This is a genomic window from Streptomyces sp. NPDC059009, assembly GCF_042740175.1.
Taxonomy (GTDB): domain Bacteria; phylum Actinomycetota; class Actinomycetes; order Streptomycetales; family Streptomycetaceae; genus Streptomyces.
The window spans coordinates 36,131-61,211 of sequence record NZ_JBHYJB010000018.1 but is presented as its reverse complement, the minus strand read 5'-3'; the positions used below and the strand labels follow the sequence as shown (position 1 = coordinate 61,211).

Annotated in this window: 20 protein-coding genes and 1 tRNA gene; 12 read left to right on the top strand and 9 right to left on the bottom strand. The window is 71.3% G+C overall.

The window, feature by feature from the left end; all coding sequences use genetic code 11:
* Window positions 1-4 precede the first annotated feature (4 nt).
* From ACFWYM_RS19490 to ACFWYM_RS19480, 3 genes are read left to right on the top strand one after another with little or no spacing between them, the layout of a single operon-like run.
* Complete coding sequence (locus ACFWYM_RS19490) at window positions 5-1,645, top strand: FAD-dependent oxidoreductase (protein WP_384838213.1); 1,641 nt, start codon at window positions 5-7, stop codon at window positions 1,643-1,645.
* 41 nt (window positions 1,646-1,686) lie between these two features.
* On the top strand, window positions 1,687-2,292 hold the full coding sequence (locus ACFWYM_RS19485) for a rhodanese-like domain-containing protein (RefSeq protein ID WP_384838210.1): 606 nt from the start codon (window positions 1,687-1,689) through the stop codon (window positions 2,290-2,292).
* The gene (locus ACFWYM_RS19480; protein ID WP_384838207.1) at window positions 2,289-2,555 is read left to right on the top strand and encodes a metal-sensitive transcriptional regulator; all 267 of its coding nucleotides are present in this window, start codon (window positions 2,289-2,291) and stop codon (window positions 2,553-2,555) included. The genes ACFWYM_RS19485 and ACFWYM_RS19480 overlap by 4 nt, the downstream gene beginning before the upstream one ends.
* A gap of 32 nt (window positions 2,556-2,587) precedes the next feature.
* On the opposite strand, the gene ACFWYM_RS19475 is transcribed toward ACFWYM_RS19480, so the two are convergent.
* Window positions 2,588-3,010 carry a DUF6924 domain-containing protein gene (locus ACFWYM_RS19475; protein ID WP_384838450.1) on the bottom strand — a complete coding sequence of 141 codons (423 nt, stop codon included), beginning with the start codon at window positions 3,008-3,010 and terminating at the stop codon, window positions 2,588-2,590.
* A 270-nt stretch (window positions 3,011-3,280) separates the two neighbouring features.
* On the opposite strand from ACFWYM_RS19475, the gene ACFWYM_RS19470 reads away from it, so the two are divergent.
* Window positions 3,281-3,652 carry a hypothetical protein gene (locus ACFWYM_RS19470; protein ID WP_384838205.1) on the top strand — a complete coding sequence of 124 codons (372 nt, stop codon included), beginning with the start codon at window positions 3,281-3,283 and terminating at the stop codon, window positions 3,650-3,652.
* A gap of 94 nt (window positions 3,653-3,746) precedes the next feature.
* On the opposite strand, the gene ACFWYM_RS19465 is transcribed toward ACFWYM_RS19470, so the two are convergent.
* Window positions 3,747-4,244 (bottom strand): peptidylprolyl isomerase, encoded by a 498-nt coding sequence (locus tag ACFWYM_RS19465; RefSeq protein WP_384838202.1) that lies wholly within the window; start codon window positions 4,242-4,244, stop codon window positions 3,747-3,749.
* Between the two features lie 310 nt (window positions 4,245-4,554).
* On the opposite strand from ACFWYM_RS19465, the gene ACFWYM_RS19460 reads away from it, so the two are divergent.
* Complete coding sequence (locus ACFWYM_RS19460) at window positions 4,555-5,982, top strand: alkaline phosphatase family protein (RefSeq protein ID WP_384838199.1); 1,428 nt, start codon at window positions 4,555-4,557, stop codon at window positions 5,980-5,982.
* A gap of 91 nt (window positions 5,983-6,073) precedes the next feature.
* On the opposite strand, the gene ACFWYM_RS19455 is transcribed toward ACFWYM_RS19460, so the two are convergent.
* Window positions 6,074-6,161 (bottom strand) — tRNA-Leu (locus tag ACFWYM_RS19455).
* A gap of 151 nt (window positions 6,162-6,312) precedes the next feature.
* On the opposite strand from ACFWYM_RS19455, the gene ACFWYM_RS19450 reads away from it, so the two are divergent.
* Entirely contained in the window at window positions 6,313-7,647 is a 1,335-nt protein-coding gene (locus ACFWYM_RS19450; protein WP_384838196.1) for a DUF2254 domain-containing protein, read from the top strand.
* A 31-nt stretch (window positions 7,648-7,678) separates the two neighbouring features.
* On the opposite strand, the gene ACFWYM_RS19445 is transcribed toward ACFWYM_RS19450, so the two are convergent.
* From ACFWYM_RS19445 to sucC, 3 genes are all read right to left on the bottom strand, one after another.
* Window positions 7,679-9,256: an aldehyde dehydrogenase family protein gene (locus tag ACFWYM_RS19445; protein ID WP_384838193.1), complete on the bottom strand. Its 1,578-nt coding sequence runs from the start codon at window positions 9,254-9,256 to the stop codon at window positions 7,679-7,681.
* Window positions 9,257-9,445: 189 nt separating this feature from the next.
* Entirely contained in the window at window positions 9,446-10,327 is an 882-nt protein-coding gene (gene sucD / locus ACFWYM_RS19440) for a succinate--CoA ligase subunit alpha (RefSeq protein ID WP_384838190.1), read from the bottom strand.
* An 11-nt stretch (window positions 10,328-10,338) separates the two neighbouring features.
* Window positions 10,339-11,469, bottom strand: a complete 1,131-nt coding sequence (gene sucC, locus ACFWYM_RS19435; protein ID WP_384838187.1) for an ADP-forming succinate--CoA ligase subunit beta — start codon at window positions 11,467-11,469, stop codon at window positions 10,339-10,341.
* A gap of 143 nt (window positions 11,470-11,612) precedes the next feature.
* On the opposite strand from sucC, the gene ACFWYM_RS19430 reads away from it, so the two are divergent.
* From ACFWYM_RS19430 to ACFWYM_RS19410, 5 genes are all read left to right on the top strand, one after another.
* Window positions 11,613-13,298, top strand: a complete 1,686-nt coding sequence (locus tag ACFWYM_RS19430; protein WP_384838184.1) for a thiamine pyrophosphate-binding protein — start codon at window positions 11,613-11,615, stop codon at window positions 13,296-13,298.
* Window positions 13,299-13,312: 14 nt separating this feature from the next.
* The gene (gene frc / locus ACFWYM_RS19425; RefSeq protein WP_384838181.1) at window positions 13,313-14,542 is read left to right on the top strand and encodes a formyl-CoA transferase; all 1,230 of its coding nucleotides are present in this window, start codon (window positions 13,313-13,315) and stop codon (window positions 14,540-14,542) included.
* A gap of 3 nt (window positions 14,543-14,545) precedes the next feature.
* Window positions 14,546-16,690 carry an acetate--CoA ligase family protein gene (locus tag ACFWYM_RS19420; protein ID WP_384838178.1) on the top strand — a complete coding sequence of 715 codons (2,145 nt, stop codon included), beginning with the start codon at window positions 14,546-14,548 and terminating at the stop codon, window positions 16,688-16,690.
* Window positions 16,691-16,812: 122 nt separating this feature from the next.
* On the top strand, window positions 16,813-18,198 hold the full coding sequence (locus ACFWYM_RS19415; RefSeq protein WP_384838175.1) for an OFA family MFS transporter: 1,386 nt from the start codon (window positions 16,813-16,815) through the stop codon (window positions 18,196-18,198).
* On the top strand, window positions 18,199-19,587 hold the full coding sequence (locus tag ACFWYM_RS19410) for an OFA family MFS transporter (protein ID WP_384838172.1): 1,389 nt from the start codon (window positions 18,199-18,201) through the stop codon (window positions 19,585-19,587).
* A 107-nt stretch (window positions 19,588-19,694) separates the two neighbouring features.
* Here the strand turns inward: ACFWYM_RS19410 and ACFWYM_RS19405 are convergent, their stop codons facing one another.
* Window positions 19,695-20,279, bottom strand: coding sequence for a TetR/AcrR family transcriptional regulator (locus ACFWYM_RS19405; RefSeq protein ID WP_384838168.1), 585 nt, complete (start codon window positions 20,277-20,279; stop codon window positions 19,695-19,697).
* A 116-nt stretch (window positions 20,280-20,395) separates the two neighbouring features.
* On the opposite strand from ACFWYM_RS19405, the gene ACFWYM_RS19400 reads away from it, so the two are divergent.
* On the top strand, window positions 20,396-21,976 hold the full coding sequence (locus ACFWYM_RS19400) for an MFS transporter (protein WP_384838165.1): 1,581 nt from the start codon (window positions 20,396-20,398) through the stop codon (window positions 21,974-21,976).
* 230 nt (window positions 21,977-22,206) lie between these two features.
* Here the strand turns inward: ACFWYM_RS19400 and ACFWYM_RS19395 are convergent, their stop codons facing one another.
* Together ACFWYM_RS19395 and ACFWYM_RS19390 are read right to left on the bottom strand one after the other, a co-directional pair.
* On the bottom strand, window positions 22,207-23,436 hold the full coding sequence (locus tag ACFWYM_RS19395) for a methyltransferase (protein WP_384838162.1): 1,230 nt from the start codon (window positions 23,434-23,436) through the stop codon (window positions 22,207-22,209).
* 243 nt (window positions 23,437-23,679) lie between these two features.
* A complete protein-coding gene (locus ACFWYM_RS19390; protein ID WP_384838159.1) occupies window positions 23,680-25,080 on the bottom strand; it encodes an MFS transporter in 1,401 nt (466 codons plus the stop codon).
* Window position 25,081: the final 1 nt, after the last annotated feature.

The window sequence follows — 25,081 nt, the reverse complement described above, 5'->3', positions numbered from 1 at the left end:
CCAAGTGAGCCAGGAGGCACCCGTGAAGGTCGTGGTCATCGGAGGTGTGGCGGGCGGCATGTCCGCGGCCACGCGGCTGCGCAGGCTGGACGAGCGCGCGGAGATCGTCGTGCTGGAGCGCGGCGCCCACGTCAGCTACGCCAACTGCGGACTGCCGTACTACCTGGGCCGTGTCATCGAGGAGCGGGACGCCCTGCTCGTGCAGACCCCCGAGGCCCTGCGCGCCCGCTTCCGGCTCGACGTGCGCGTCCGCCACGAGGCCGCCGCCGTGGACCCGGCCGCGCGGACGGTGCGGGTGCGGAACCTGTCGACCGGCGAGGAGTACACGGAGACGTACGACCGTCTCGTCCTGAGCCCGGGCGCCCGGCCCTTCGTCCCCCAACTGCCGGGCGTGGAGCGGGTGTTCACCCTGCGGGACGTCTCGGACACCGACCGGATCGCGGCCGAGCTGGACGGGGGCGCGCGCACGGCCGTCGTCGTCGGCGCCGGCTTCATCGGCGTGGAAGCGGCGGAGAACCTCCGCCACCGCGGCCTGGACGTGACCCTCGTGGAGCTCGCCGACCAGGTCCTCCCGCCGCTCGACCCGGAGCTGGCGGCCCCGCTCGCCGCCGAGCTCCGCGCGGGCGGCGTCCGCCTCGCCCTCGGCACCCAGCTCAAGGAGGTCCGCGACGGCGAGGTCCTCCTTGACGACGGCCGGACCGTGCCCGCGGACCTCGTCCTGATGGCGATCGGCGTCCGCCCGGACGTGGACCTCGCCCGCGCCGCCGGACTCACGATCGGCCCGCGCGGCGGCATCGCCGTGGACGAGACGGGCCGCACCAGCGACCCCGCCGTCTACGCGGTGGGCGACGCGGCGGAGAAGCGCGACGGGCTGAGCGGCGAGAGCGCCCTCGTCCCGCTGGCGAACCTCGCCAACCGGCACGGCCGCCTGGTCGCCGACGCGATCGCCGGGCGCCCGGTGACGGCCCGGCCCGCCACCGGCACGGCGGTGGTCCAGGTCTTCGGGCTGACGGCCGCGGCGACCGGCTGGAACGAGAAGCGGCTGCGCGCCGCGGGCCGCCCCCACCAGGCGGTCCACCTCCACCCCGGCTCGCACGCGGGCTACTACCCCGGCGCCTCCCCGATCGCCCTGAAGGTCCTCTACGACCCCACCGACCTGCGCATCCTGGGCGCGCAGGCGGTCGGCGCCGACGGCGCGGACAAGCGCATCGACGTGCTCGCGACCGCCATCGCGGGCGGCCTCACCGCCCCCGAGCTGGCCGATCTGGAGCTGGCGTACGCACCCCCGTACGGCTCGGCGAAAGACCCCGTCAACATGGCCGGGATGATCGCCGAGAACATCGCCACCGGCACGGACCGCACCGTCCAGTGGCACGAGCTGGCGGCGGTACGGGACGCGGGCGCGACCGTCGTCGACGTCCGCACCCCCACCGAGCACGCCCGGGGCGCGATCCCGGGCGCCGTGAACATCCCGCTCGACGCACTGCGCGAGCGCGCCACCGAGCTGCCGGACGGCGACCTGGTCGTCCACTGCCAGGTCGGCCTCCGCGGCCACACGGCGCTGCGCCTGCTGGCCGGACTGGGCCGCGACGCGGCGAACCTGGACGGCGGGTACGCGACGTGGGCGGCGACGCAGGCCGCGTAACCGGAAGCACACCACCACATGTCTGGAGCCCGAGAATCACGATGAGCACCACACACACCAAGACCACCAAGAACCCGGCGAACACCGCCACGCTCGCCCCGGCGGAGCTGAAGGCCCGCCCGGCCGACGGCACCCTCGTCGTCGACGTGCGCACCCCCGCCGAGTACGCCTCCGGGCATGTCCCCGGCGCGGTCAACGTGCCCGCCGAGCACCTCGACGACCTGCTTCCCGACCTGCGGGCGGCGGCCGAGCACCGCGGCATCGTCGTGGTCTGCGCGGCCGGTCAGCGCTCGGCCACGGCCTGCGCGAGGCTGGCGGAGGCGGGCGTGGCGGCGGTCGGCCTGGCGGGCGGCACGCAGGCGTGGACCGCCGAGGGACTCGCCGTCGACACGGCCCCCCGCCCCGGCCGCGCCATCTGGGCGATGGACCGCCAGGTCCGCTTCACCGCGGGCTCCCTGGTCCTGCTGGGCATCGCCCTCGGCAGGCGCGCCCCGAAGGGCCGCCTGCTGGCCGCCGGGGTCGCGTCCGGCCTGGTCTACTCCGGCGTGAGCAATACCTGCGGCATGGCGGCGCTCCTCGGCAGGCTCCCCTTCAACCGCCCCGAGCCCGGCGCCCTGGACACCGCCCGCGCCGCCCTGCGCTCATGACCGGCAACGAGGAGGCCATGGACGCGGTCCTCAAGCGACTGCGCCGCGCGCAGGGCCAGCTGGCCGGAGTGATCGCGATGATCGAGGCGGGCCGCGACTGCAAGGACGTGGTCACGCAACTCGCAGCGGTGTCAAGGGCGTTGGACCGCGCGGGCTTCAAGATCATCGCATCGGGCATGCGGGACTGCATGAACGCGGCGGACGGCGAACAGCCCCCGCTGACGGAGGAGGAGCTGGAGAAGCTGTTCCTGTCACTGGCGTGAGAACTCATCCTGCCCCGGCGTCAGGACCTGACTCAGAACCCCCGGAAGACACCGTCCTCGTCGACGGACTCGGCGAACTCGAAGAAGTCCATGTTGGCGAGGGACAGATTGTTCTCGATGCCCCACAGCTCGGTGGCGACGACGCGGATGGTGCGCCCGCGCTCCTCCCACAAGTCGACGACGAGCAGCGGAAGTTCACCCGAGGCGAGGGCGACGGTGTCGGCCACGACGAGGATGGGGTGCGCGTACTCGCCCCCGTCCTCGTCCCCCTTCGGCACGAGCGCGAGGAGCTCCGCCACCGTCAGGTCCCGATAGCCCGGATCGTCCAGGAACTCCACGCCGGGCAGGAAGCCGTCGGCGCTGGGAGTCGCCGTCACGGAGCGGACCGCGTTCCAGGCCGCTGGACGCGAGAAGTCGGTGCGAAGGACCAGGGTTTCGGCGGTGCGGGGCAGCATGTTCACCCGGGGACCTTACGGCAACTCCCACCCCCGACAGGCCAAAAAGCCCGTTTCGTCAACCAGTTCCCGCACCCGCTCCCACGCCACCCCGGCGACCGCGCCCACCCCACCGGCCACCAAGAGCCCGGCAGCGATCCGCGTGCCGACTCCGATTCGGCTACTTTCACGGTCAATCACCGGGCAGTTCACCGGAGTTGAGCAAAGCCAAGAGAAGAGGGGCGGAGCAGAGGGATGGGGAGCAAGGAAACGGCGAGAAGCATGCGGCGTATGACCGTCACGGCCCTGTGCGCGGTGGCGGCCGCCGCCGCACTCACCGCGTGCTCGGACGACGAAGGAATACCTCAGGACGAGGTCGGCTCCACCACGGTCACCGGTGCGGCACCCCAGTCCATACCGTCCCCGGACGCCGATCAGCAGGAGATGCTGCTGCACGATCTTGAGGAAGTGGACCCGAGACTCGTCGCCGACGAGGGGCAGGCCGTCGACGGCGCCAGACAGGTCTGCCTGAAGATCAGAGGCATCGAGGCGGACGCGGGGGACGGCGCGGGCCGGAGCTACGCGACCCGCAGGTTCGGGGTGACAGACGAGCAGGCCGAACTGATCGTGCAGTCGGTCAAGGGCACGTTCTGCGACGCCTAGGAGGCCGCGCGGCAGGCTCCGCGCGGTCTGCGGGCTCCTGGCCGGCCGGCCGGGACGCACCCGGACGACCGGCCCAGCCGGAAGGGGTCACCGATCAGGCGGCGACAACCCCGCTGTCGTCGATGACGATCTTCTTGGCCGTGGAGCCCGACCGGCTGCCCAGCTTCTCGATCGCCTTGACGATGTCCTCGCCCTCGACGACCTCGCCGAACACGACGTGCTTGCCGTCGAGCCACGGCGTCACCACGGTCGTGACGAAGAACTGCGAGCCGTTGGTGGCCGGGCCCGCGTTGGCCATGCTCAGCAGGAACGGACGGTCGTGCTTGAGCTGGAAGTTCTCGTCGGCGAAGGTCTCGCCGTAGATGCTCTTGCCGCCGGTGCCGTTGCCGTTGGTGAAGTCACCGCCCTGCAGCATGAACTCGGGGATGACGCGGTGGAAGGGCGAGCCCTTGTAGCCGAAGCCGTTCTGGCCGGTGGCCAGCTCGCGGAAGTTGCGGGCGGTCTTCGGCACGACGTCGTCGAAGAGACGGAAGACGATGCGGCCGAGGCTCTCGCCGTTGGCGGACACGTTGAAGTAGACGTTTTCACTCATGCCCCCGATTCTCCATGATGCTCGCGCCCAGGTCACAGAGGCCCCGGCTCCCGCGCCGGGGCGCGTCGTGAGGGGCCCGTGAGGCGGGACGCCCCGCCACCGTCTCCGCTCCGCCGACCGCCGTACCCGCCCCTGCACCACCCGGCCCGTCCGACACGGACGCCAGGACCCACCATCAGGTCAACTCTCGTCTGTTCACGGACAATTGAGGGAGCATTCCCGCAGCCCCTCCTACCCACTGCGCGCCCCCGCCGCGACAGTCGGTGCGGCCCACTTCGGGCCCACCGGACTCAGGGGAGGGGGCACTCGCATGCCCGACATGACCCGACGCAGACTTCTCGGCAGCACCGCCGGCGCGATCGGCGGTGCCGCCACGCTCTCCCTGCTGCCGCCCAGCGTCCAGAAGGCGGTCGCGGCCGGCCGGCCACGGCACGGCTCGCTGCACGACATCGAGCACGTCGTCCTGCTCATGCAGGAGAACCGCTCCTTCGACCACTACTTCGGCACCCTGCGCGGCGTACGGGGCTTCTCCGACCGCGACGCCCTGGAGCTCCCCGACGGCCGCCCGGTCTTCTACCAGCCGGACACGGAGCACCCCGACGGCTACCTGCTGCCGTTCCGCCTCAACACCCACCGCACCAGCGCCCAGGCCATCCCCTCCACCAGCCACGCCTGGCGCGTCCAGCACGAGGCGCTGAACGGCGGGAAAATGGACCGCTGGCTGCCCGCGCACCGAGCGGCGGACGGCGTCAACGGCCCGTACGTCATGGGCTACCACACCCGCGCGGACATCCCCTTCCAGTACGCCCTCGCGGACACCTTCACTCTCTGCGACAACTACTTCTGCTCGGTCCTCGGCCCGACCTGGCCGAACCGCCTGTACTGGATGACGGGGACCATCGACCCGGGCGGCACGCTCGGCGGCCCGGTGATCAACAACACAGCACCGAAGCCCTACCGCTGGACGACCTACGCGGAGCGCCTGCAGCAGGCGGGCATCAGCTGGCAGGTGTACCAGGAGGAGGACAACTACGAGTGCAATCTGCTGGAGGAGTTCCAGCAGTTCCGGGACGCGCAGCCCGGCACCCCCCTCTACGAGCGCGGCATGCGCCGCCGCCCCGCGGGCACCTTCGAGGACGACGCCCGGGGCGACCGGCTCCCGGCGGTCTCGTGGATCATCCCGACCAGCTACCAGTCCGAACACCCGGCCTACCTCCCGGCCGCGGGCGCCGACTACGTGGCGAAGAAGATCGAGGCCATCGCCGACAACCCGAAGGTGTGGCGCAAGACGGCCTTCATCCTCAACTACGACGAGAACGACGGCCTGTTCGACCACGTGCCCCCGCCGGCCCCGCCCTCGGGCACCCCGGACGAGTTCGTGGCCGGGCTCCCCATAGGCGGCGGCTACCGCGTCCCGTGCCTGATCGTCTCGCCGTGGACGGTGGGCGGCTGGGCGTCCGGCGAGCCCTTCGACCACACCTCGGTGCTCCAGTTCCTGGAGCGCTGGACCGGCATAGCGGAACCGAACATCAGCGACTGGCGCCGCGCCACCTTCGGCGACCTCACCTCGGCCTTCGGCTTCCGCTCCCCCGCGCACCGCCCGCCCTGGCTCCCCGACGACACGGAGGAACAGCTGGAGGAGGCGGAGTGGGAGGTCTCCCATCTCCCGAAGCCCACGTTCCCGGGCCCCGGCCAGCACCGCCCCCGCCAGGAGCCCGGCGGCCGCAAACGCCGCTGAGTACCGAGCCCCCGGGGCCCCGACTCCCCGAGCCCGAGCCGGAACATGAAGCCTGAACATGAAGAAGGCCCCTCGAGAGGGGCCTTCTTGCTGGTGTCCGAGGGGGGACTTGAACCCCCACGCCCGTTAAAGGGCACTAGCACCTCAAGCTAGCGCGTCTGCCATTCCGCCACCCGGACTAGGTGTGTGTCTCCGCCGGGTCTTCCCTGCGGTGTTCCCCGCGGCGACATGGACAACAATACCAAGCTTTCGGAGTGCCTTTCACCTGCGTATCCCGGCGCCCGGCGACGGCTCCGGGGCGGGTCCGGGCGACCGGCCTACAGTCTCACCATGAGTGACGGATTGCTTACCGGAGCGCTGGGTGACGTCAAGGTGCGCAGGCCGCGGATGCTGTCACCGCTGCGGGAGCATCTGCGGGACACCATGTGGTTCGCGCCGACCGTGGGGCTCGTGGGCGCCCTGCTGCTGTGGTGGGTCGCCGAGGGCGTCGACGCCGAGATCGTGCGGACGCTGCAGGACCACGAGGACTACGACAGCGTGAAGACGCTCATCGGGGTCTCCGAGGACGCCAAGACGGTCATCAGCACCATCGGCTCGGCGATGATGACCTTCATCGGTGTGGTCTTCAGCATCTCGCTGGTGGCCGTGCAGATGGCCAGCGGTCAGTTCAGCCCGCGGGTGGTGCGGATCTTCGTCCGGTCGCGGATCACGAAGAGCACGCTGACCGTCTTCCTCGCCACGTTTCTGTTCTCCCTGATGACGCTGACGTCGTTCGACAGCGAGAAGGACCCGCGCATCGTCTCGAACGTGCCGTTGGTCGAGGGGATCCTCGCGGTGGCGATGGTGCTGCTGAGTCTGCTGCTGTTCGTGGCGTACGTGAACGGGACGCTGCGGATGATGCGGGTGGGGTTCGTGATCGACCGCATTGCCCGGGAGGCGCTCCGGGTCGCCGCGAAACAGCCCATGGAGCGCGCGGACGACGGCGCGGAGCTCGGGCCGGAGACGGGGCGGGTCACGCACCAGGGGCGGGCCGGGGTGCTGCGGGACGTGAACATCGCGCGCCTGGTGCAGGCCGCGCGGCGGCGCGGGGTGGTGCTGCGGCTGCTGCCGCGGATCGGGGACTTCGTGGTGCCGGGGACGCCGGTGTTCACGGTGCACGGCGGGGCCGCCCCGCCCGCCCGGGCGCTGCGGTACTCGGTGTCCGTGGGGGTGGAGCGGACCTTTCACCAGGATCTGGGGTTCGGGCTTCGGCAGCTGTCGGACATCGGGCTGCGGGCGCTGTCTCCCGCGGTGAACGACCCGACCACCGCCGTGCAGGCCCTGGACCGCATCGTGCAGTTCCTCGCCTCCGTCGCGCCGTATCCGCTGGGGGCGCTGCCGCACCGGGACCGGCAGGGGGTGGTGCGGCTCGTGCAGCCGGTGCCGGGGTGGACCGAGCTCGTGGATCTGGGGTTCGCGGAGATCCGGGGGTGTGCGGTCGGCAGTCCGCAGGTCACCCGGCGGATCCTGGCCGGGCTCGACGATCTGCTGTTGCTGGCGCCGCAGGAGCGCAGGGCGCCGCTCGTACGGCATCGGGAGCTGTTGGCGCAGGCCGTCGAACGCACGGTCCCGGAGGCCGCGGACCGTGCGTTCGCGCTGCTGGCCGACCGGCAGGGCATCGGCTAGCCGCGGCATGCCCTGCCGGATGCGGGGTCGCTCAGGCCATCAAGTGGTAGCTCGGGAAGTTGCCCGGTGGCCGCTCCCCCGCCGCGCCCTGGGTGACGGCGCGCACCAGGAGCTCGCCGCCGACGAAGGCGCCGCGCCAGGACGCGCCGAAGCCGCCGAAGAGCTCCTCGCGGTCGCCGCGCGAGCGGGGCTTGCCGCGGCCGGTCTTGAAGGCGCGGATCTGGGGTGCGAGGCGGTCGAAGGTGGCCGGGTCGTCGGTGGAGAGGGTGCTGACGAGGGCGCCGTTCGACGCGTTCATGGCGGCGAGGAGCTCCGCCTCGGTGTCGACCAGGACGATGGTGTCGACCGGGCCGAAGGGCTCCGCGTGGTGGAGGGGCGAGGACGGCGGCGGGTTGAGGAGGGTGACCGGCTGGACGTACGCGGCGGTGTCCTGGCCGGGCAGGAAGCGGTCGGCCGACGGGGTGGCGCGGTAGAGGGGCACGGCGCCGCGGTCGATGGCCTCGCTGACCTGGTCGGTGAGCTCCTTGGCCTTGGCCGCGTTGATGAGGGGGCCGAAGTCGAGGTCGGGGCAGGGGTCTTCGGCCGCTGCGACCGCGAGCGGGTGGCCGACCTTGATGGTGCGGACGGCGGGCAGGTAGGCGGCGAGGAACTCGTCGAAGAGGGCGCGCTGGACGACGAAGCGCGGGTAGGCGGTGCAGCGCTGCTTGCCGTAGTCGAAGAGCTTGGGGACGACGGCGGTGAGCGCGTCCCAGTCGCTGTAGTTCCAGATGCCCCAGGTGTTGAGGCCCTCCTGTTCGAGGATGTGGCGCTTGCCGAGGTCGGCGACGGCCGTGGCGACGGCGGCGCCGGTGTCGCGGCCGCCGACGAAGGAGACGCAGCCGATCTCGGGGGCCCGGACGAGGGCCTCGGAGAGTTCGCCGCCGCTGCCGCTGACCAGGGTGACGGGGATCCCCTCGCGGGCGGCGAGCGCACAGGCCAGGGTGAGGCAGGCGACGCCGCCGTCGGTGGGGGTCTTGGCGATGACCGCGTTGCCCGCGAGGGCCTGCACCAGCAGGGCGTGGACGAGGACGCTCATCGGGTAGTTCCAGCTGGCGATGTTGGACACCGGGCCGTCGAGGGGCGACCGGTCCTCGACCATGGCGTCGATGCCGTCGACGTACCAGCGCACGCCGTCGATGGCCCGGTCGACGTCGGCCTGGGCGAGCCGCCAGGGCTTGCCGATCTCCCAGACGAGGAGGAGGGCGAGGAGTTCGCGGTGCTGGGTGAGGGCGTCGAGGGTGGCGGCGACGCGGGCCCGGCGTTCGGGCAGCGGGATGTGGCGCCAGGCCCGGTGCTGGTCGAGGGAGGCGCGGACGGCCGCGTGGGCGGCGGTGGCGTCGAGCCGGGGCGGGCCCGCGATGGGGCGGCCGTCGACGGGGCTGGTGGCGGGCAGGGGGCGGCCGTCGGCGTGCCAGGTGCCGGCCCAGAGGTTGAGGACGCGGTCGTCCTGGAACGCCTCGGGTGCGACGGCGAGGCAGCGCTGCCAGGCGTCGGTCCAGGCGGTGCCGGACTTGAGGGTGAGGGTGGGTGCGGCAGATGAAGTGGGTGAAGTGGGTGAAGTGGGTGCCATTCGGGTGTCTCCGCTCACGGTGCACAGTCGGGGCGGGGTGCATGGCTCTGGTCGCTCGGGCACGGGAGTCCGTCCGCGGGAGGGCGGGGACTCCCGTACGCGCCGGTAGGAAACGCTAGTTGAGGGACGTGACATCACCTATGAGTGACGTCACGTGGACGTCACGCGGCGGGGCGGGCAGGGAGCTGCCTAGCCTTCCTCGAGGCGCTTGAGCACCAACTGAGCGGCTTCCGAAGGGGTGTTGCCGACGCGGACGCCGACGGCCTCCAGGGCCTCCTTCTTGGCGCGCGCGGTGCCGGAGGAGCCGGAGACGATGGCGCCGGCGTGGCCCATGGTCTTGCCCTCGGGGGCGGTGAAGCCCGCGATGTAGGCGACGACGGGCTTGGTGACGGACTCCTTGATGTAGGCCGCGGCCCGTTCCTCGGCGTCGCCGCCGATCTCCCCTATCAGGATGATGAGTTCGGTCTCCGGGTCTTCCTCGAAGGCGGCGAGGCAGTCGATGTGGGTCGTGCCGATGACGGGGTCGCCGCCGATGCCGACGCAGGTCGAGAAACCGATGTCGCGCAGCTCGTACATGAGTTGGTAGGTGAGGGTGCCGGACTTGGAGACCAGGCCGATGCGGCCCGGCTTGGTGATGTCGGCGGGGATGATGCCCGCGTCGGACTGGCCGGGGGTGATGAGCCCGGGGCAGTTCGGGCCGATGACACGGGTGCCGCGCCTGCTCGCGTACGCGTGGAAGGCGACGGCGTCGTGCACGGGCACGCCCTCGGTGATGACGACGGCGAGGCCGATCCCGGCGTCGGCGGCCTCGACGACCGCCGAGGACGTGAACGCCGGGGGCACGAACACCACGGTGACGTCGGCCCCGGTCGCGGCGACGGCCTCGCGCACGGAGCCGAAGACGGGCACGGCGCGGTCGTCGAAGTCGACGGTGCGGCCCGCCTTGCGGGGGTTGACGCCGCCGACGACGTCGGTGCCCGCCGCGAGCATGCGGCGGGTGTGCTTCATACCCTCGGCCCCGGTCATGCCCTGGACGAGGACCTTGCTCTCCTTGGTGAGGTAGATGGCCATGTCCCGTCTCCTTATGCGGCGTTGGCGAGGTCGGCGGCGCGGCGGGCGGCGCCGTCCATGGTCGGGGCCTGTTCCACCAGGGGGTGGGCGCGGTCGTCGAGGATGGCGCGCCCGCGCGCGGAGTTGTTGCCGTCGAGCCGGACCACGAGGGGCTTGGTGAGGCGCACCTCGTCGAGGGCCTGGACGATGCCGTCGGCGACCGCGTCGCAGGCGGTGATCCCGCCGAAGACGTTGACGAAGACCGACTTCACGGAGGGGTCGGAGAGGATGACGGAGAGGCCGTCGGCCATGACGCGGGCGGAGGCGCCGCCGCCGATGTCGAGGAAGTTGGCGGGCCGCGCGCCGCAGCCGGCGACGACGTCGAGGGTGGACATGACGAGCCCGGCACCGTTGCCGATGATGCCCACGTCGCCGTCGAGCTTCACGTAGTTGAGGCCCTTGGCGGCCGCCCTGGCCTCCAGCTCCTCGTCGTGCGGCTCGGCCTGCTCGCCCCAACGGGCCTGCCGGAAGCGGGCGTTGTCGTCGAGGGTGACCTTGCCGTCGAGGGCGAGGATCTGGCCCTGTGCGCTCTGGACGAGCGGGTTGACCTCGACGAGGAGGGCGTCCTCGCGCTTGAGGATGTCCCAGAGGCGGACCAGGACGTCGGCGGTCTGCGGGGGCAGTCCGGCGGCGTCGGCGATCTCGGCGGCCTTGGCGGAGGTGACGCCCTCGGCGGGGTCGACGGGGATGCGTACGACCGCTTCGGGGCGGGCTGCGGCGACTTCCTCGATCTCCATGCCGCCCTCGGCGGAGGCGATGGCGAGGAAGCGGCCCGCCGCCCGGTCGAGCACGTAGGAGACGTAGAACTCGCGCTGGATGTCGACGGGTTGGGCCAGCATCACCGTGCGCACGGTGTGGCCCTTGATGTCCATGCCGAGGATCTGGCGCGCCGTGATCTCGGCGGCGGCCGGGTCGGCGGCGAGCTTGACTCCGCCGGCCTTGCCGCGGCCGCCGGTCTTGACCTGGGCCTTGACGACGACGCGGCCGCCGAGGCGGCGCGCGATCTCGCGGGCCTCCTTGTGCGCGTCGGTGACCTCGGCCCTCGGCACCAAGATGCCGTGTTCTTCGAAGAGTTGCCGTGCCTGGTGTTCGAACAGGTCCATTTCGGCTCCTGACTGAAAGTGCCGCACGCCCCCTGGACACCACCCACCGGATACGGGATAACAAGCTTCATACAGTATTCGTCGACTGTATGCAATGTACTGTGAGAGTGCTCCAACCCCCTACGAAGGGACAGGACTTCGCCATGCCCGACGACAACAGTCAGGACCTGATTTCCGGTGGGCATCTGGTCGCCAAGGCACTGAAAGCGGAGGGCGTGGAGGTCATCTACACGCTCTGCGGCGGCCACATCATCGACATCTACGACGGCTGCGTCGACGAGGGCATCGACGTCGTCGACGTACGCCACGAACAGGTCGCCGCGCACGCGGCGGACGGATACGCACGCATCACCGGAAAACCCGGCTGCGCCGTCGTCACCGCGGGACCCGGCACCACCGACGCCGTGACCGGCGTCGCCAACGCCTTCCGCGCCGAGTCCCCCATGCTGCTGATCGGCGGCCAAGGCGCCCACACACAGCACAAGATGGGCTCACTGCAGGACCTGCCGCACGTCGACATGATGGCGCCCATCACCAAGTTCGCCGCGACCGTGCCGGACACCGCGCGCGCCGCCGACATGGTGTCGATGGCCTTCCGCGAGTGCTACCACGGCGCCCCCGGGCCCTCCTTCCTGGAGATCCCTCGCGACGTTCTGGACGCCAAGGTGCCCGCCGACAAGGCCCGTGTACCGAAGGCCGGCCAGTACCGCGCCTCCACCCGCACCGGGGGCGACCCCGAGGCCGTGGAGAAGCTCGCCGACCTCCTCGTGCACGCCGAGAAACCGGCCATTCTTCTGGGCAGCCAGGTATGGACCACCCGCGCCACCGAGGCCGCCGTGGAACTCGTACGGGCCGTCAACGTGCCCGCCTACATGAACGGCGCCGGACGCGGCACCCTGCCGCCCGGCGACCCGCACCACTTCCAGCTCTCGCGCCGCTACGCGTTCTCCAACGCCGACCTCATCGTCATCGTCGGCACGCCCTTCGACTTCCGGATGGGCTACGGAAAGCGCCTCTCCCCCGACGCCACTGTCGTCCAGATCGACCTCGACTACCGCACCGTCGGAAAGAACCGCGACATCGATCTGGGGATCGTCGGAGACGCCGGACAGATACTGAAGTCCGTCACCGAGGCGGTGTCGGGGCGCATCAACGGCGGTGCCTCCAAGCGCAAGGAGTGGCTCGACGAGCTGCGCGCCGCCGAACAGACCGCCCTCCAGAAGCGGTTGCCGAGCCTGCGCTCGGACGCCTCGCCCATTCACCCGTACCGCCTCGTCAGCGAGATCAACGACTTCCTTACGGAGGACTCGATCTACATCGGCGACGGCGGCGACATCGTCACCTTCTCCGGGCAGGTCGTCCAGCCCAAGTCGCCCGGCCACTGGATGGACCCGGGCCCGCTCGGCACCCTCGGCGTCGGCATCCCCTTCGTGCTCGCCGCCAAGCAGGCACGGCCCGACAAGGAGGTGGTCGCCCTCTTCGGAGACGGCGCCTTCAGCCTCACCGGGTGGGACTTCGAGACCCTCGTCCGCTACGACCTGCCCTTCGTGGGGATCGTCGGCAACAACTCCTCGATGAATCAGATCCGTTACGGCCAGAAGGCCAAGTACGGCGAGGAGCGCGAGCGCGTCGGCAACACCCTCGGAGACGTCCACTACGACAAGTTCGCCCAGATGCTCGGCGGATACGGCGAAGAGGTCCGCGACCCCGCCGACATCGGCCCGGCCCTGCGCCGCGCCCGCGAGTCCGGCAAGCCCTCGCTGATCAACGTGTGGGTCGACCCGGACGCGTACGCCCCCGGAACCATGAACCAGACCATGTACAAGTGAGGAGCCCTGCCGCCATGACCAAGGCTCTTGAGGGCATTCGCGTCCTCGACATGACCCACGTCCAGTCCGGACCCTCCGCGACCCAGCTGCTCGGCTGGCTCGGCGCGGACGTGGTGAAGCTGGAGGCACCCTCCGGCGACATCACCCGCAAGCAGCTGCGCGACCTGCCCGACGTCGACTCGCTCTACTTCACGATGCTCAACTGCAACAAGCGGAGCATCACCCTCAACACCAAGACCGAGCGCGGCAAGGAGCTCCTCACCGAGCTGATCCGCCGCTCCGATGTGATGGTCGAGAACTTCGGACCGGGCGCCGTCGACCGGATGGGCTTCACCTGGGACCGCATCCAGGAGATCAACCCGCGCATCGTCTACGCCTCGATCAAGGGCTTCGGCGAGGGCCCGTACACCAACTTCAAGGCGTACGAGGTGGTCGCCCAGGCCATGGGCGGATCCATGGCGACCACCGGCTTCGAGGACGGGCCGCCGCTCGCCACCGGAGCGCAGATCGGCGACTCCGGGACGGGCATCCACGCCGTCGCCGGGATCCTCGCCGCCCTCTTCCAGCGGGAGAACACCGGCCGCGGGCAGCGCGTGAACGTCGCGATGCAGCACGCGGTCCTGAACCTCTGCCGGGTCAAGCTCCGCGACCAGCAGCGGCTCGCCCACGGGCCGCTCGCCGAGTACCCGAACGAGGACTTCGGGGTCGAGGTGCCCCGGTCGGGGAACGCGTCGGGCGGCGGACAGCCCGGCTGGGCCGTCAAGTGCGCCCCGGGCGGCCCGAACGACTACGTGTACGTGATTGTGCAGCCCGTCGGCTGGCAGCCCCTCACGGAGCTCATCGGCCGCCCCGAGCTCGCCGAGGACCCCGAGTGGGCCACCCCGGAGGCCCGGCTGCCGAAGCTGGGCAAGATGTTCCAGCTCATCGAGGAGTGGTCCGCCACCCTCCCCAAGTGGGACGTCCTGGAGCGCCTCAACGCCCACAACATCCCCTGCGGGCCGATCCTCTCCACCAAGGAGATCATCGAGGACGCCTCGCTCGTCGCGAACGAGATGGTCGTCGAGGTGCCCCACCCGCAGCGCGGCACCTTCACCACCGTGGGCTCCCCGCTCAAGCTCTCCGACTCCCCTGTGGACGTCGTCAGTTCGCCGCTGCTCGGCGAGCACAACGAAGAGGTGTTCATCGGCGAGCTCGGCCTCGGCGACGAGGAGCTGCGCCTGCTCAAGTCGAACGGAGTGATCTGAGTGATGGCCGAAGACCGCGCGAAGCGGGTCCGCGAGCTGCTGGATGCCGTGCGCGCGCAGGGGCGTACGTCGCTGACGGCGCCCGAGGGCAAGGTGATCGCCGACGCGTACGGGATCGCCGTCCCCGGTGAGGAGCTGGCGACGGACGTCGACGAGGCGGTCGCGTACGCGGCGCGCTTCGAAGGGCCCGTCGTCATGAAGATCGTCTCCCCGGACATCCTGCACAAGACCGACGCGGGCGGCGTCGTCGTCGGCGTGGAGGGCGCCGCGAAGGTCCGCGAGGCGTTCCACGAGATCGTCGACAACGCGCGCGCGTACGCGCCGGAAGCGCGCATAGAAGGCGTGCAGGTGCAGGAGCTCCTGCCGTCGGGCCAGGAGGTCATCGTCGGGGCGGTGACGGACCCGACGTTCGGGAAGGTCGTCGCCTTCGGGCTCGGCGGGGTGCTGGTCGAGGTCCTGAAGGACGTCACCTTCCGGCTCGCGCCCGTCGACGCCCACGAGGCGTCCACCATGCTCGACTCGATCCGGGCGGCCGAGGTGCTGCGCGGGGTGCGGGGCGGGGCGGCCGTGGACCGGTGGGCGCTCGCCGAGCAGATACGCCGGGTCTCCGAACTCGTCACCGACTTCCCGGAGATCGCGGAGGTCGACCTCAACCCGGTGATCGCCACGGAGCGTTCGGCGGTCGCCGCGGACATCCGCGTCATCCTCTCCGAAGGGGTGCCGAAGCGGCGGCGCACCTACACGCGCGCGGAGATGCTGTCGTCGATGCGCCGCCTGATGCAGCCCCGCTCGGTCGCCGTGATCGGCGCCTCCAACGAGCAGGGCAAGATCGGTAATTCGGTCATGCGCAACCTCATCGACGGCGGCTTCTCCGGCGAGATCCATCCGGTGAACCCCAAGGCCGATGACATTCAGGGCCGCAAGGCGTACAAGAGTGTCACCGACGTTCCTGGTGAGGTGGATGTGGCGGTCTTCGCTATCCCCGCGAAGTTCGTCGCCAGTGCCCTGGAAGAGGTCGGCCGCAAGGGCATCCCGAACGCCGTGCTGATCCCCTCCGGGTTCGCCGAGACCGGTGAACAGGCCCTCCAGGACGAGATCGTGGCCATCGGCGAACGCCACGGCGTGCGGCTGCTCGGGCCGAACATCTACGGCTACTACTCGACGTGGCAGGACCTGTGCGCCACGTTCTGCACCCCGTACGACGTGAAGGGCGGCGTCGCCCTCACCAGCCAGTCCGGCGGCATCGGGATGGCCATCCTCGGCTTCGCGCGCACCACGAAGACGGGTGTCTCGGCCATCGTGGGGCTCGGCAACAAGTCGGACCTGGACGAGGACGACCTGCTGACCTGGTTCGGCGAGGACCCCAACACCCAGTGCATCGCCATGCACTTGGAGGACCTCAAGGACGGCCGCGCCTTCGTGGAGGCCGCGCGGGCCACGGTGCCGAAGAAGCCGGTCGTCGTCCTCAAGGCGGGGCGCACGGCGGCGGGCGCGAAGGCGGCAGGCTCGCACACGGGGGCCCTCGCGGGCGACGACGCCGTGTACGACGACGTGCTGCGCCAGGCCGGGGTGATCCGCGCCCCCGGGCTGAGCGAGATGCTGGAGTACGCGCGCGCGTTGCCGGTCCTGCCCACTCCGAAGGGCGACAACATCGTCATCATCACCGGCGCGGGCGGCAGCGGCGTGCTGCTGTCCGACGCGGTGACGGACAACGGTCTCCGACTGATGGAGATTCCGGCCGACTTGGACGCCTCCTTCCGGACGTTCATCCCGCCCTTCGGGGCCGCGGGCAACCCCGTGGACATCACGGGCGGCGAACCCCCGTCGACGTACGAGGCGACGATCCGGCTCGGCCTGGAGGACCCGCGCATCCACGCGCTCGTCCTCGGCTACTGGCAAACCATCGTCACGCCGCCCATGGTCTTCGCCGAGCTGACCGCGCGCGTGGTCGCGGAGTTCCGCGAGCGCGGCATCGAGAAGCCCGTGGTCGCCTCGCTGGCCGGGGACGTCGAGGTCGAGGAGGCGTGCCAGTACCTCTACGAGCGAGGGGTGGTCGCCTACCCATACACGACGGAGAAGCCGGTGGCGGTGCTCGGCGCCAAGTACCGGTGGGCGCGGGCGGCCGGGCTCCTGGGGGGCGATGGATGAGGTGACCTTCGACGGATCCGGCCGGCGGTGCGCGCCGGCCGGGTCCAGGACCCGTGCGCACACGAAAGCCATTTGGACAGGGGGCGCTGGCCAAGTCTTTCGATGCAAGGGGTGCGACCGTCATGACCACAACCGAACTATCGAGTTCCGTCCCCCACAGGGAGGTGACGGACGCCAACGGCCGGGTCTACCGGGTTGGCGAGAGCGACATCGACATCATGGGCCGCAAGCGCAAGTGGATGGTGATCCTGCCCTGGGTGGGCATGATGGGGATCTCCTCCGCCGAGTACGCGTTCGCGTCCGCGGAGGACACCCTCCACACCGCGCACAGCTGGAACAACGACCACATCTTCTGGATGATGACGGTCTGGGTGTTCTTCCAGGCCGCGGTGGCCTTCCCCGCGGGAAGACTCCGGGAGAGCGGCAAACTGCCGGCCCGCTGGGCGATGATGCTCGGCGCGGCGGGCACGCTGCTCGGCTATCTGTCGCTGGCCTTCGCGCCGCACGTCATCGTGGCCTACATAGGCTTCGGCATGTTCAGCGGCATGGGCGCGGGCATGGTGTACGCGACCTGCGTCAACATGGTCGGCAAGTGGTATCCGGAGCGGCGGGGCGGCAAGACCGGCTTCGTCAACGGCGGCTTCGCCTACGGCTCGGTGCCGTTCGTCTTCCTGTTCACCGGCTTCATGGACCTCACCAACTTCCGGTGGGTGCTGGTCTCGGTCGGTCTCTTCCTGGCCGCGACGGTCGCCGTCGCCGGCTTCTTCTTCAAGGACCCGCCGAAGAACTGGTGGCCCCACGAGGTCGATCCCCTCAATCCTCCGAAGGACCCACGGGCCCGCCGTTCCCTGCGCAAGAACCCGCCGGCGGTCAAGCAGTACACCCCCAAGGAGGCATGGCAGACCGGCCGGGTGGCGCTGATGTGGTTCTGTCTGGCCTGCACGTCCTGCGTGAACATCTTCGGCATCGCCTTCCAGGTCGACCTCGGTGACGAGGCCGGCTTCGCAGGCGGCATCGTGGCCACGGCGATGTCGCTCAAGGCGGTCGTCAACGGCACCGGGCGCGGTGTCATCGGCTGGCTCTCCGACCTCTACGGCCGCAAGCAGTGCCTGCTGGTCGTCTGCGCCATCCTGGGCGCCGCCCAGTTCGGCGTCCTGTGGTCGGCGGAGGCCAAGAACCTGCCCCTGTTCCTGATCTTCTCCGCGATCTCCGGCTTCGGCGGCGGCGCCATCTTCCCGATGTTCGCGGCACTCACCGCGGACTACTTCGGCGAGAACAACAACGCCTCCAACTACGGGATGGTCTACAGCTCCAAGCTCGTCTCCGGTCTCGGCGCGGGCATGGGCGCCGTGGTCGTCGACGCGTGGGGGCACTCCGGTGCCTTCACCCTGGCGGGCTGCATCTCGTTCTTCGCCGGCTGCATCGCCCTCTTCCTGTCCCCACCCGGCAGGCCCAAGTCCCGTGGCATACGCCCCAATCCACAACCCCTCGGTGAGGAGATGGCCTAAATGACGGCGGAGCCCATCGCCGCAGGAAGTACGGCGCCGGCCACCGGCGCGAAGTACCGAGAGATCACCGACGAGCACGGCCGCGTCTATCGCGTGGGCGAGACGGACCGCGACATCCTCGGCCATTCCCGCAAGTTCATGGTGTACCTGCCATGGATCGCGATGATGGCCATCAGCGTCTCCGAGTACGCGTACGGCTCGGCGGAGGACACCTTGTCCAGCGCCCACGGCTGGACGCAGTCCAACACCTTCTGGATCCTCAGCGTCTGGGTGTTCTTCCAGGCGGGCATCGCGTTCCCGGCCGGCTGGCTGCGGGAGAAGGGCATCGTCCCGGCCCGCCGGGCCATGACGATCGGCTCCTTCCTCTGCCTGCTCGGCTTCCTCGCGCTGTCCCACCTCAGCAATGTGTGGCTGGCGATCCTCGGGTTCGGGGTGATCGGCGGCCTGGGCTCCGGTCTCGTCTACTCGACCTGCATCAACATGGTCGGCAAGTGGTTCCCGGAGCGGAAGGGCGGCAAGACGGGATTCGTCAACGGAGGCTTCGCGTACGGGTCCCTGCCGTTCATCTTCATCTTCAACTACGCCTTCGACACGTCGAACTACCACCGTGTGCTCGACATGATCGGCGTGTACGTCCTGGTCGTCGTGCTGGCCTGCGCGTTCTTCTTCCGGGACCCGCCGAAGAACTGGTGGCCGCACGACATCGACCCCATGCAGAAGTCCGGCTCGGGCAAGAGCGCCAGGTCGCTGTCGAAGAACCCGCCCGCGGTACGGCAGTTCACGCCCAAGGAGGCCATCAGGACGGGGATGCTGCCGCTGATGTGGCTGAGCCTGGTCCTCACGGCCGGGGTGTCGATCTTCGGCATCTCCTTCCAGGTGGACTTCGCCAAGGAGGTCGGCTTCGGGCCCCTGGTGGCGGCCTCGTCGATGGGCGTCATGGCGGTCATCAACGGCGTCGGCCGCGCCGTCGTCGGCTGGCTGTCGGACATCTGGGGCCGCAAGCTCAGCCTGGTCTTCGTGATCGTGGTGCTCGGCCTCGCGCAGTTCGGCGTGATCTGGGCGGGCGACCTCCACAGTGAGTGGCTGTTCCTGTTCTTCGCGTTCCTGTCGGGCTTCGGCGGCGGCGCGTTCTACCCGATGTTCGCGGCACTGACTCCGGACTACTTCGGCGAGAACTACAACGCCACCAACTACGGCCTCGTCTACAGCGGCAAGCTCATCAGCGGCCTCTTCGGCGGCGGCCTCGGCTCGATGGTGGTCGCGGCCTGGGGCTACAACGGCGCGTACGCGCTGGCCGGGGGGATATCGATGCTGGCGGCGGCGGTCGCGCTGCTGCTGCGGCAGCCGGGGAGCGAGAAGGGGACGGAGGAGGTGGGAGCGGTCGCGTAGGGGGGTGCGTCGAGAGTCGAGAGGGGTCCGGCCGGGGGGCCGGGCCCCTCTGTGTGTCCGCTCCCTTCGTGGCACCCGGCCGGCCCCCGGGCCCAGGCACCCGTCGCCTAGCTCGCCGCTGCCACCGCCGCGTCCACCCAGCGGCACAGTTCGTCCAGGGCCGAGTGGGTCCGTTCCTCGTCCTCCGTCGACAGATAGTCCGCCTGCAGCCCCGCGAACGCGCCGTTCAGGAGCGTCGCCGTGACCAGGGCCGTCGCCTCGGGGACGCCGCGCAGCGTCAGGCACGAGGCCACGAACTGTGCCCGGCCCCGTACGAAGTCCGGTACCGCCACCGGCAGCCGGTCCGCCGCCGACAGGCCCTCGATCTCGCGGATCAGGCGGGTCATCGCCAGCTCGTCCGCCCCGAGGTTGCGCTCCCACGCCGACCGTACGACCTCGCTCACCGGGACCGCCGGGTCCTGCCAGCCCGACGTCGCGCGCAGCGCGTCGTGCTGCCGTTCGTCCAGGCGGTGCATCACGGCGACGAGCAACTCCTGCTTGTCCGCGAAGTGGTGCGTCAGGACGCGGGTGCTCTGCCCCAGGGCCGCCGCGATGCCGCGCAGGGTGAACTGTCCGATGCCCGTGCGGGCGAGGTGCCCGGTCACGGCGTCGAGCACCTCGCGGCGGCGGTCCGGATTCACCGGTCTGGGCACGGGGTCGGTCCTCCTGTCTCGGCGGTCCCGGAGGCGTTCCGGGGGCCCGGTGTGGCCGCCACCGTCTCACATCGGCACCCGCCCAACGTTAGGGAAACATCTGTTACCTTAATGGGGTGAGTGTGCCCTTCCGTCAAACACCCGTCTGGCTCTACGCGTTGACGCTCGCCGCCTTCGCGGTGCAGACCGACGACTTCATCATCATCGGCGTCCTCCCCGACCTCGCCCATGACCTGCACGTCAGCGAGGGAGCGGCCGGACAGCTCGTCACCGTCTACTCCCTCGTCTACGCCCTGGCCGCCCCGGCGTGGGCGCTGCTCCTCGCGCGGATCGACCGCAAGCGGGCCCTCTGCGGGGCCCTCGTCGTGTTCACCGCGACCAATCTCGCCGTCCCGCTCGTCACGGCCTTCCCCGCGCTGATGGCGCTGCGGGTCTCCGCCGCGCTCGCCGCGGCCGTCGTGCTGCCCGCCGCGCTCGCCGCCGCCACCGCCGCGGCCCCGCCCGACCGGCGCGGGCGCTATCTCGCCACGGTCATGACCGGACTGACCGGTGCGGTCCTGATCGGCGTCCCCACCGGTACGTACATCGGCGACGCGGCCGGCTGGCAGGCCACGTTCGTCTTCGCCGGAGCGCTGGGCGCCGTGGCCCTCCTCCTGGCCCTCGTGACCGTGCCCCGCACCCCGACCGCAGCGGAACCGGCCGCCGGGGCAAGGGAGTTGCTGCGCCCCGTCCTGCAGCGCGCCGTGCTCGTCGTTCTCCTCGTCACCGTCGTGACCGTCGCGGGCAACCTCGCCTTCCAGACGTACCTCGCGCCCTTCCTGGCCGACCTCGCCTCCGTGACGAGCAAGCAGCTCGCGGTCCTGCTGGTGCTCGCCGGAGCGGGCGGCCTCGTCGGGACGCGCCTCGCGGGGCGGATCGTCGACCGGTACGGGTCGATGCGCGCCCTCGTCGCGGCGGGCGGCCTGTTCTGTGTGGGGATGGCCGCGTTCTGCGCGCTGTGGCTCGCCCGGCCGGTCCCGCTCGTCGCCGTCGCCGCGCTGCTGATGTGCTGGTCGGCGGCGGCCTGGGCGGTGCCGCCCGCCATCCAGGCCCTGATGGTCGACCGAGTCGGGCCCGAGGGCGCCACCCAGGCGATGGCGCTGCACTCCAGCTCCGCGTATGTCGGAGCCGCGATCGGCGGAGGTCTCGGCGGTGCGCTGGTGGTCGTCGACCCCGGGCTGCTGCCCGCGGTGGCCGCCGTGCTGGTGGGCCTCGCGCTGGGCGCCGTCCGCTGGGCCGTGCGGTCCGCCCCGACCGCGGGGTCCGGCGGGGCGGGCGTCTTGAGAGAGGGGGTGTCTGGGGCTGGGTGCGGGGCCGAGGCGGAGTTCGGGGCCGGGGCTGAGTCCGGGGCCGAGGCCGGGTCCGGGTCCGAGGCCGGGGCCGGGTCCGAGGCCGGGGCCAGGGCTGGGGCCAAGGCCGGGGCGGGGTCCGAGGCCGCGGGGGCGCAGACCCCGTCGGCGACCGCGACCGAGTCCGCGAGCCCGACCGTCACCCCGCCGAAGCAGGAGGCGGGGCGGCGGAGCACGGTGGAGCCGGACGCGGCAGCGCGGCGCGTACCGGAGTCGGGATCGGCACAGCGCGGCGCGCCGGAGTCGGGAGTGGCGCGGCAGGGTGCACCCGACGGTGCCATCCGGCCGGGACGAGGCGACCCGCGATGAAGGCGGGGCGGCGGCCTGCGGCGAACGGGCGTGCAGCGGCAAGGGGGACGGCCGGGCCGCCTCGGCCGTTCGCGGATGGAGCCGCCGAAGCCACCGGAGCGGCCGGAACCGCCCGAGCCGCCCGAGCCGCCCGAGCCGCCCGAGCCGCCCGAGCCGCCCGAGCCGCTGGCAAAACCGTACGCCCGGCCGTTGGTGGCACGCCGTTCTCAGCAGCCTTTGTTTCCTCGCCCCTACCCTTGCCCTTGCCCTACTCCGTCCCCGTCCCCGTCCTCGCCCCCGTCCCCACTCCCACCTTCATCCCCTCCACTCCTGCCGAACTCCAGCAGGCACAGCCCCTCATGGGGCGCCGGGACGGGTGGGCGGCGCGGTGTAAGACCGGCCGCCTTGCCCAGCAGCCGGAACTCCTCCCCCGTGCGCTCCTTGCCGCCCAGCAGGATCATCATCGCCAAGTCCCGCTGACTGACCGCGAGTTGACCTGGCGCGGCGGCGTCCTCCACCACCCGGTCCACGACGAGGACGCTCCCGCCCCCGACGACGGCCTCGGCGCACCGGCGCAGCAGCCGGACGCAGTCGTCGTCGTTCCAGTCGTGCAGGACGTGCGCCAGGACCAGGACGTCGTGCCCGCCGGGCAGTGGGTCGAAGAAGCTGCCGGGGGCGAAGTCCACCCGGCCCGCCAGCTCCTGCTCGACGCCGAACGCGTCCGCCGCCCGGCCGACCGTGCCCGGCAGGTCCACGAGCGTGCCCCGCAGGTGCGGATGGCGGACCAGGACGTCGCGCAGAGTGCCGCCGGTCCCGCCGCCGATGTCCGCGACGCGCCCCGCCCCGCTCCAGTCCCACGCCGTGGCCAGCCACGGCCCCACGGCTCCGGCGTGCGCCGACATGGCGGCGTCGAAGGAGGCCGCGAGCGGGGCGTCGTTCGCCAAGGTCTCCCAGAACGGCGCTCCGGCGACCTCGGCCCAGGAAGGGGCACCCGTGGTGACGGCGGAGAGCAGCGCGGGTACGGCGCGGTCGCCGGCCGCGGCCCAGGCGTCCGACTGGTCGAGGCCGCGCGCGAGACCGGAGGGGTGGCCGGATGTGAGGACGGATCCCGAGGCCGTGAGCCGGTAGCCGTCCGAACTCCCGTCGAGCAGACCGAGGTTGGCGAGGTGGCGCAGGAGCCGCTGGACGGCGTCCTCGTCCGCTCCGGCCCGCCGGGCGAGGAGGGCGGGAGCGCCGATTCCCTCATCGATCAGGTCGAAGAGCCCCAGAGTGACGCCCGTACGCAGGGCCCATGGGGTGAAGAGGGTGGCCATGCGGGCCACTTGGTCGACGGGGCCGTCCGGGGCGGCGGCGCCGGGCGACTCCCCCGCCTGCGCCTTCGCGTCCCCTCCCGTCCGCGACACCGCCCCCTCCCCTGTCCGCGTCTCCACCTCCGTCTTCTTCTCCGTCTTCTTCTCCGTCTTCTTCTGCGGCTGCTCCATCGAAGTCTCCTCGCTGTCGTCGTGCTCGCTGTGTCGTGCCGTTGGCAGTGGGGTCGGGAAGGGCCGGCGTCCGGCCGGAGGGCCCCCGGCCCTGGGCGTCGGCCGCGGTCCCGGAGCGGGCGGTGGTCTCGGCAGTGGGGGCCGGGGCCACCGCCCGCGGGGCGGCACCGGCCCTCCGCCACGTGGCCGTTCACCGCGTGGCCGTCCGCCACGTGGCCGTCCGCCGCGTGGCCGTCGCCCGCATCAGGGGCTCGGCCCGGCCACATGCCGCGGCGCCACCTCGCCACCTCCCCTCTCGTCACCGCCTCTCGCCTCGCCGCCCCGCTCGCCGCCGACCTCCTCCAACTCCTCGTGCAGTTCCCCCGGATGACGTTCCGTCAACTTCAACAGCGCACCCCCGCTCAGGGCCGCGCTCAGCAAGACCATCCCGGACACCGCCCACAGCGAGCCCGTGGCCGCGAGCAGGCGGTCGGCTGCGGCAGGGGCCAGCGCCCCGCCGACCAGCACCCCGCTGTTGAAGACCAGCGCGACCGCGGTGAAGCGGTAGCGCGTGGGGAACACCCCGGCCAGCAGCGCCCCGAGCGGGCCCGAGTAGATCCCGTACACCAGCATGGCCAGGGCGAACGCCCAGGTGATCGCGGCGGGTTGGCCCGTGCGCACCAGGGCGACCAGCGGGAAGGCCCAGGCGCCGCAGAGCACGGCGCCCACCAGTGCCGTCCTGCGCCTACCCAGGCGGTCGGACAGGACGGCCGAGGCGAACCCCGCCACGGTCTGCACGGCGAGCGCCACCAGGGTCGCCCGGAGCATGGCCGCCTTGGGCACGCCCAGCGTGTTCGTGCCGTACGCGAGGGCGAAGGTGTGGGTGACGAAGTACAGGACGTTCCCCACCACCAGCGCCGCGACCCCGAGGAGCAGCGCCGCCGGCTGGGCGCGTACGACGGCCAACAGCGGTACGGGCGAGGGCCGTTCGGGAGCGGCCTGGCCCGTGACGGCAAGGTCCGTGACGGCCTGACCCGTAGCGGCAAGGCCGGCGGCAGCGCGGTCGGCGACGAAGACCGGGGACTCCGTCACGGAGAGCCGCGCGTACAGCGACAGGGCGACCAGCGCCGCCCCGGCAAGGAACGGGATCCGCCAGCCCCATGTCTCGAACTGCGCCGGGCTCAGCGCGCGGGCAAGGCCGAGGAAGACGGCGTTGGCCGCCAGAGACCCGAGGGAGGCCCCGGCGCCGGGGAACGCGGAGTGCAGGCCCCGCTGCGCCGGCGGCGCGTGCTCGATGGCGAGAACCGTCGCGCCCATGCCTTCCGCGCCCAGCGCAATTCCCTGGGCAATGCGCAGAATTACCAGGAGCACGGGGGCGGAGGGACCCGCCACCGCATACGAGGGCAGAGCTCCCATGAGAGTTGTGCTCAATCCCATGAGTACGAGCGACAGAATCAGCGCTCGCTTTCTTCCCGTGCGGTCGGCGAAGTGGCCGAATATGAGCGCGCCGAGTGGTCTGGCGACGAATGCCGCGCCAATCGTCGAGAACGACACGAGGAGCGCGTCCGAGCCCTTGAGATGCGGGAAGAAGACGTCCGGGAAGATCAGCACGGCGGCGAGGCCGTAACTGAAGAAGTCGAAGTACTGAATGCTCGTGCCCACCATG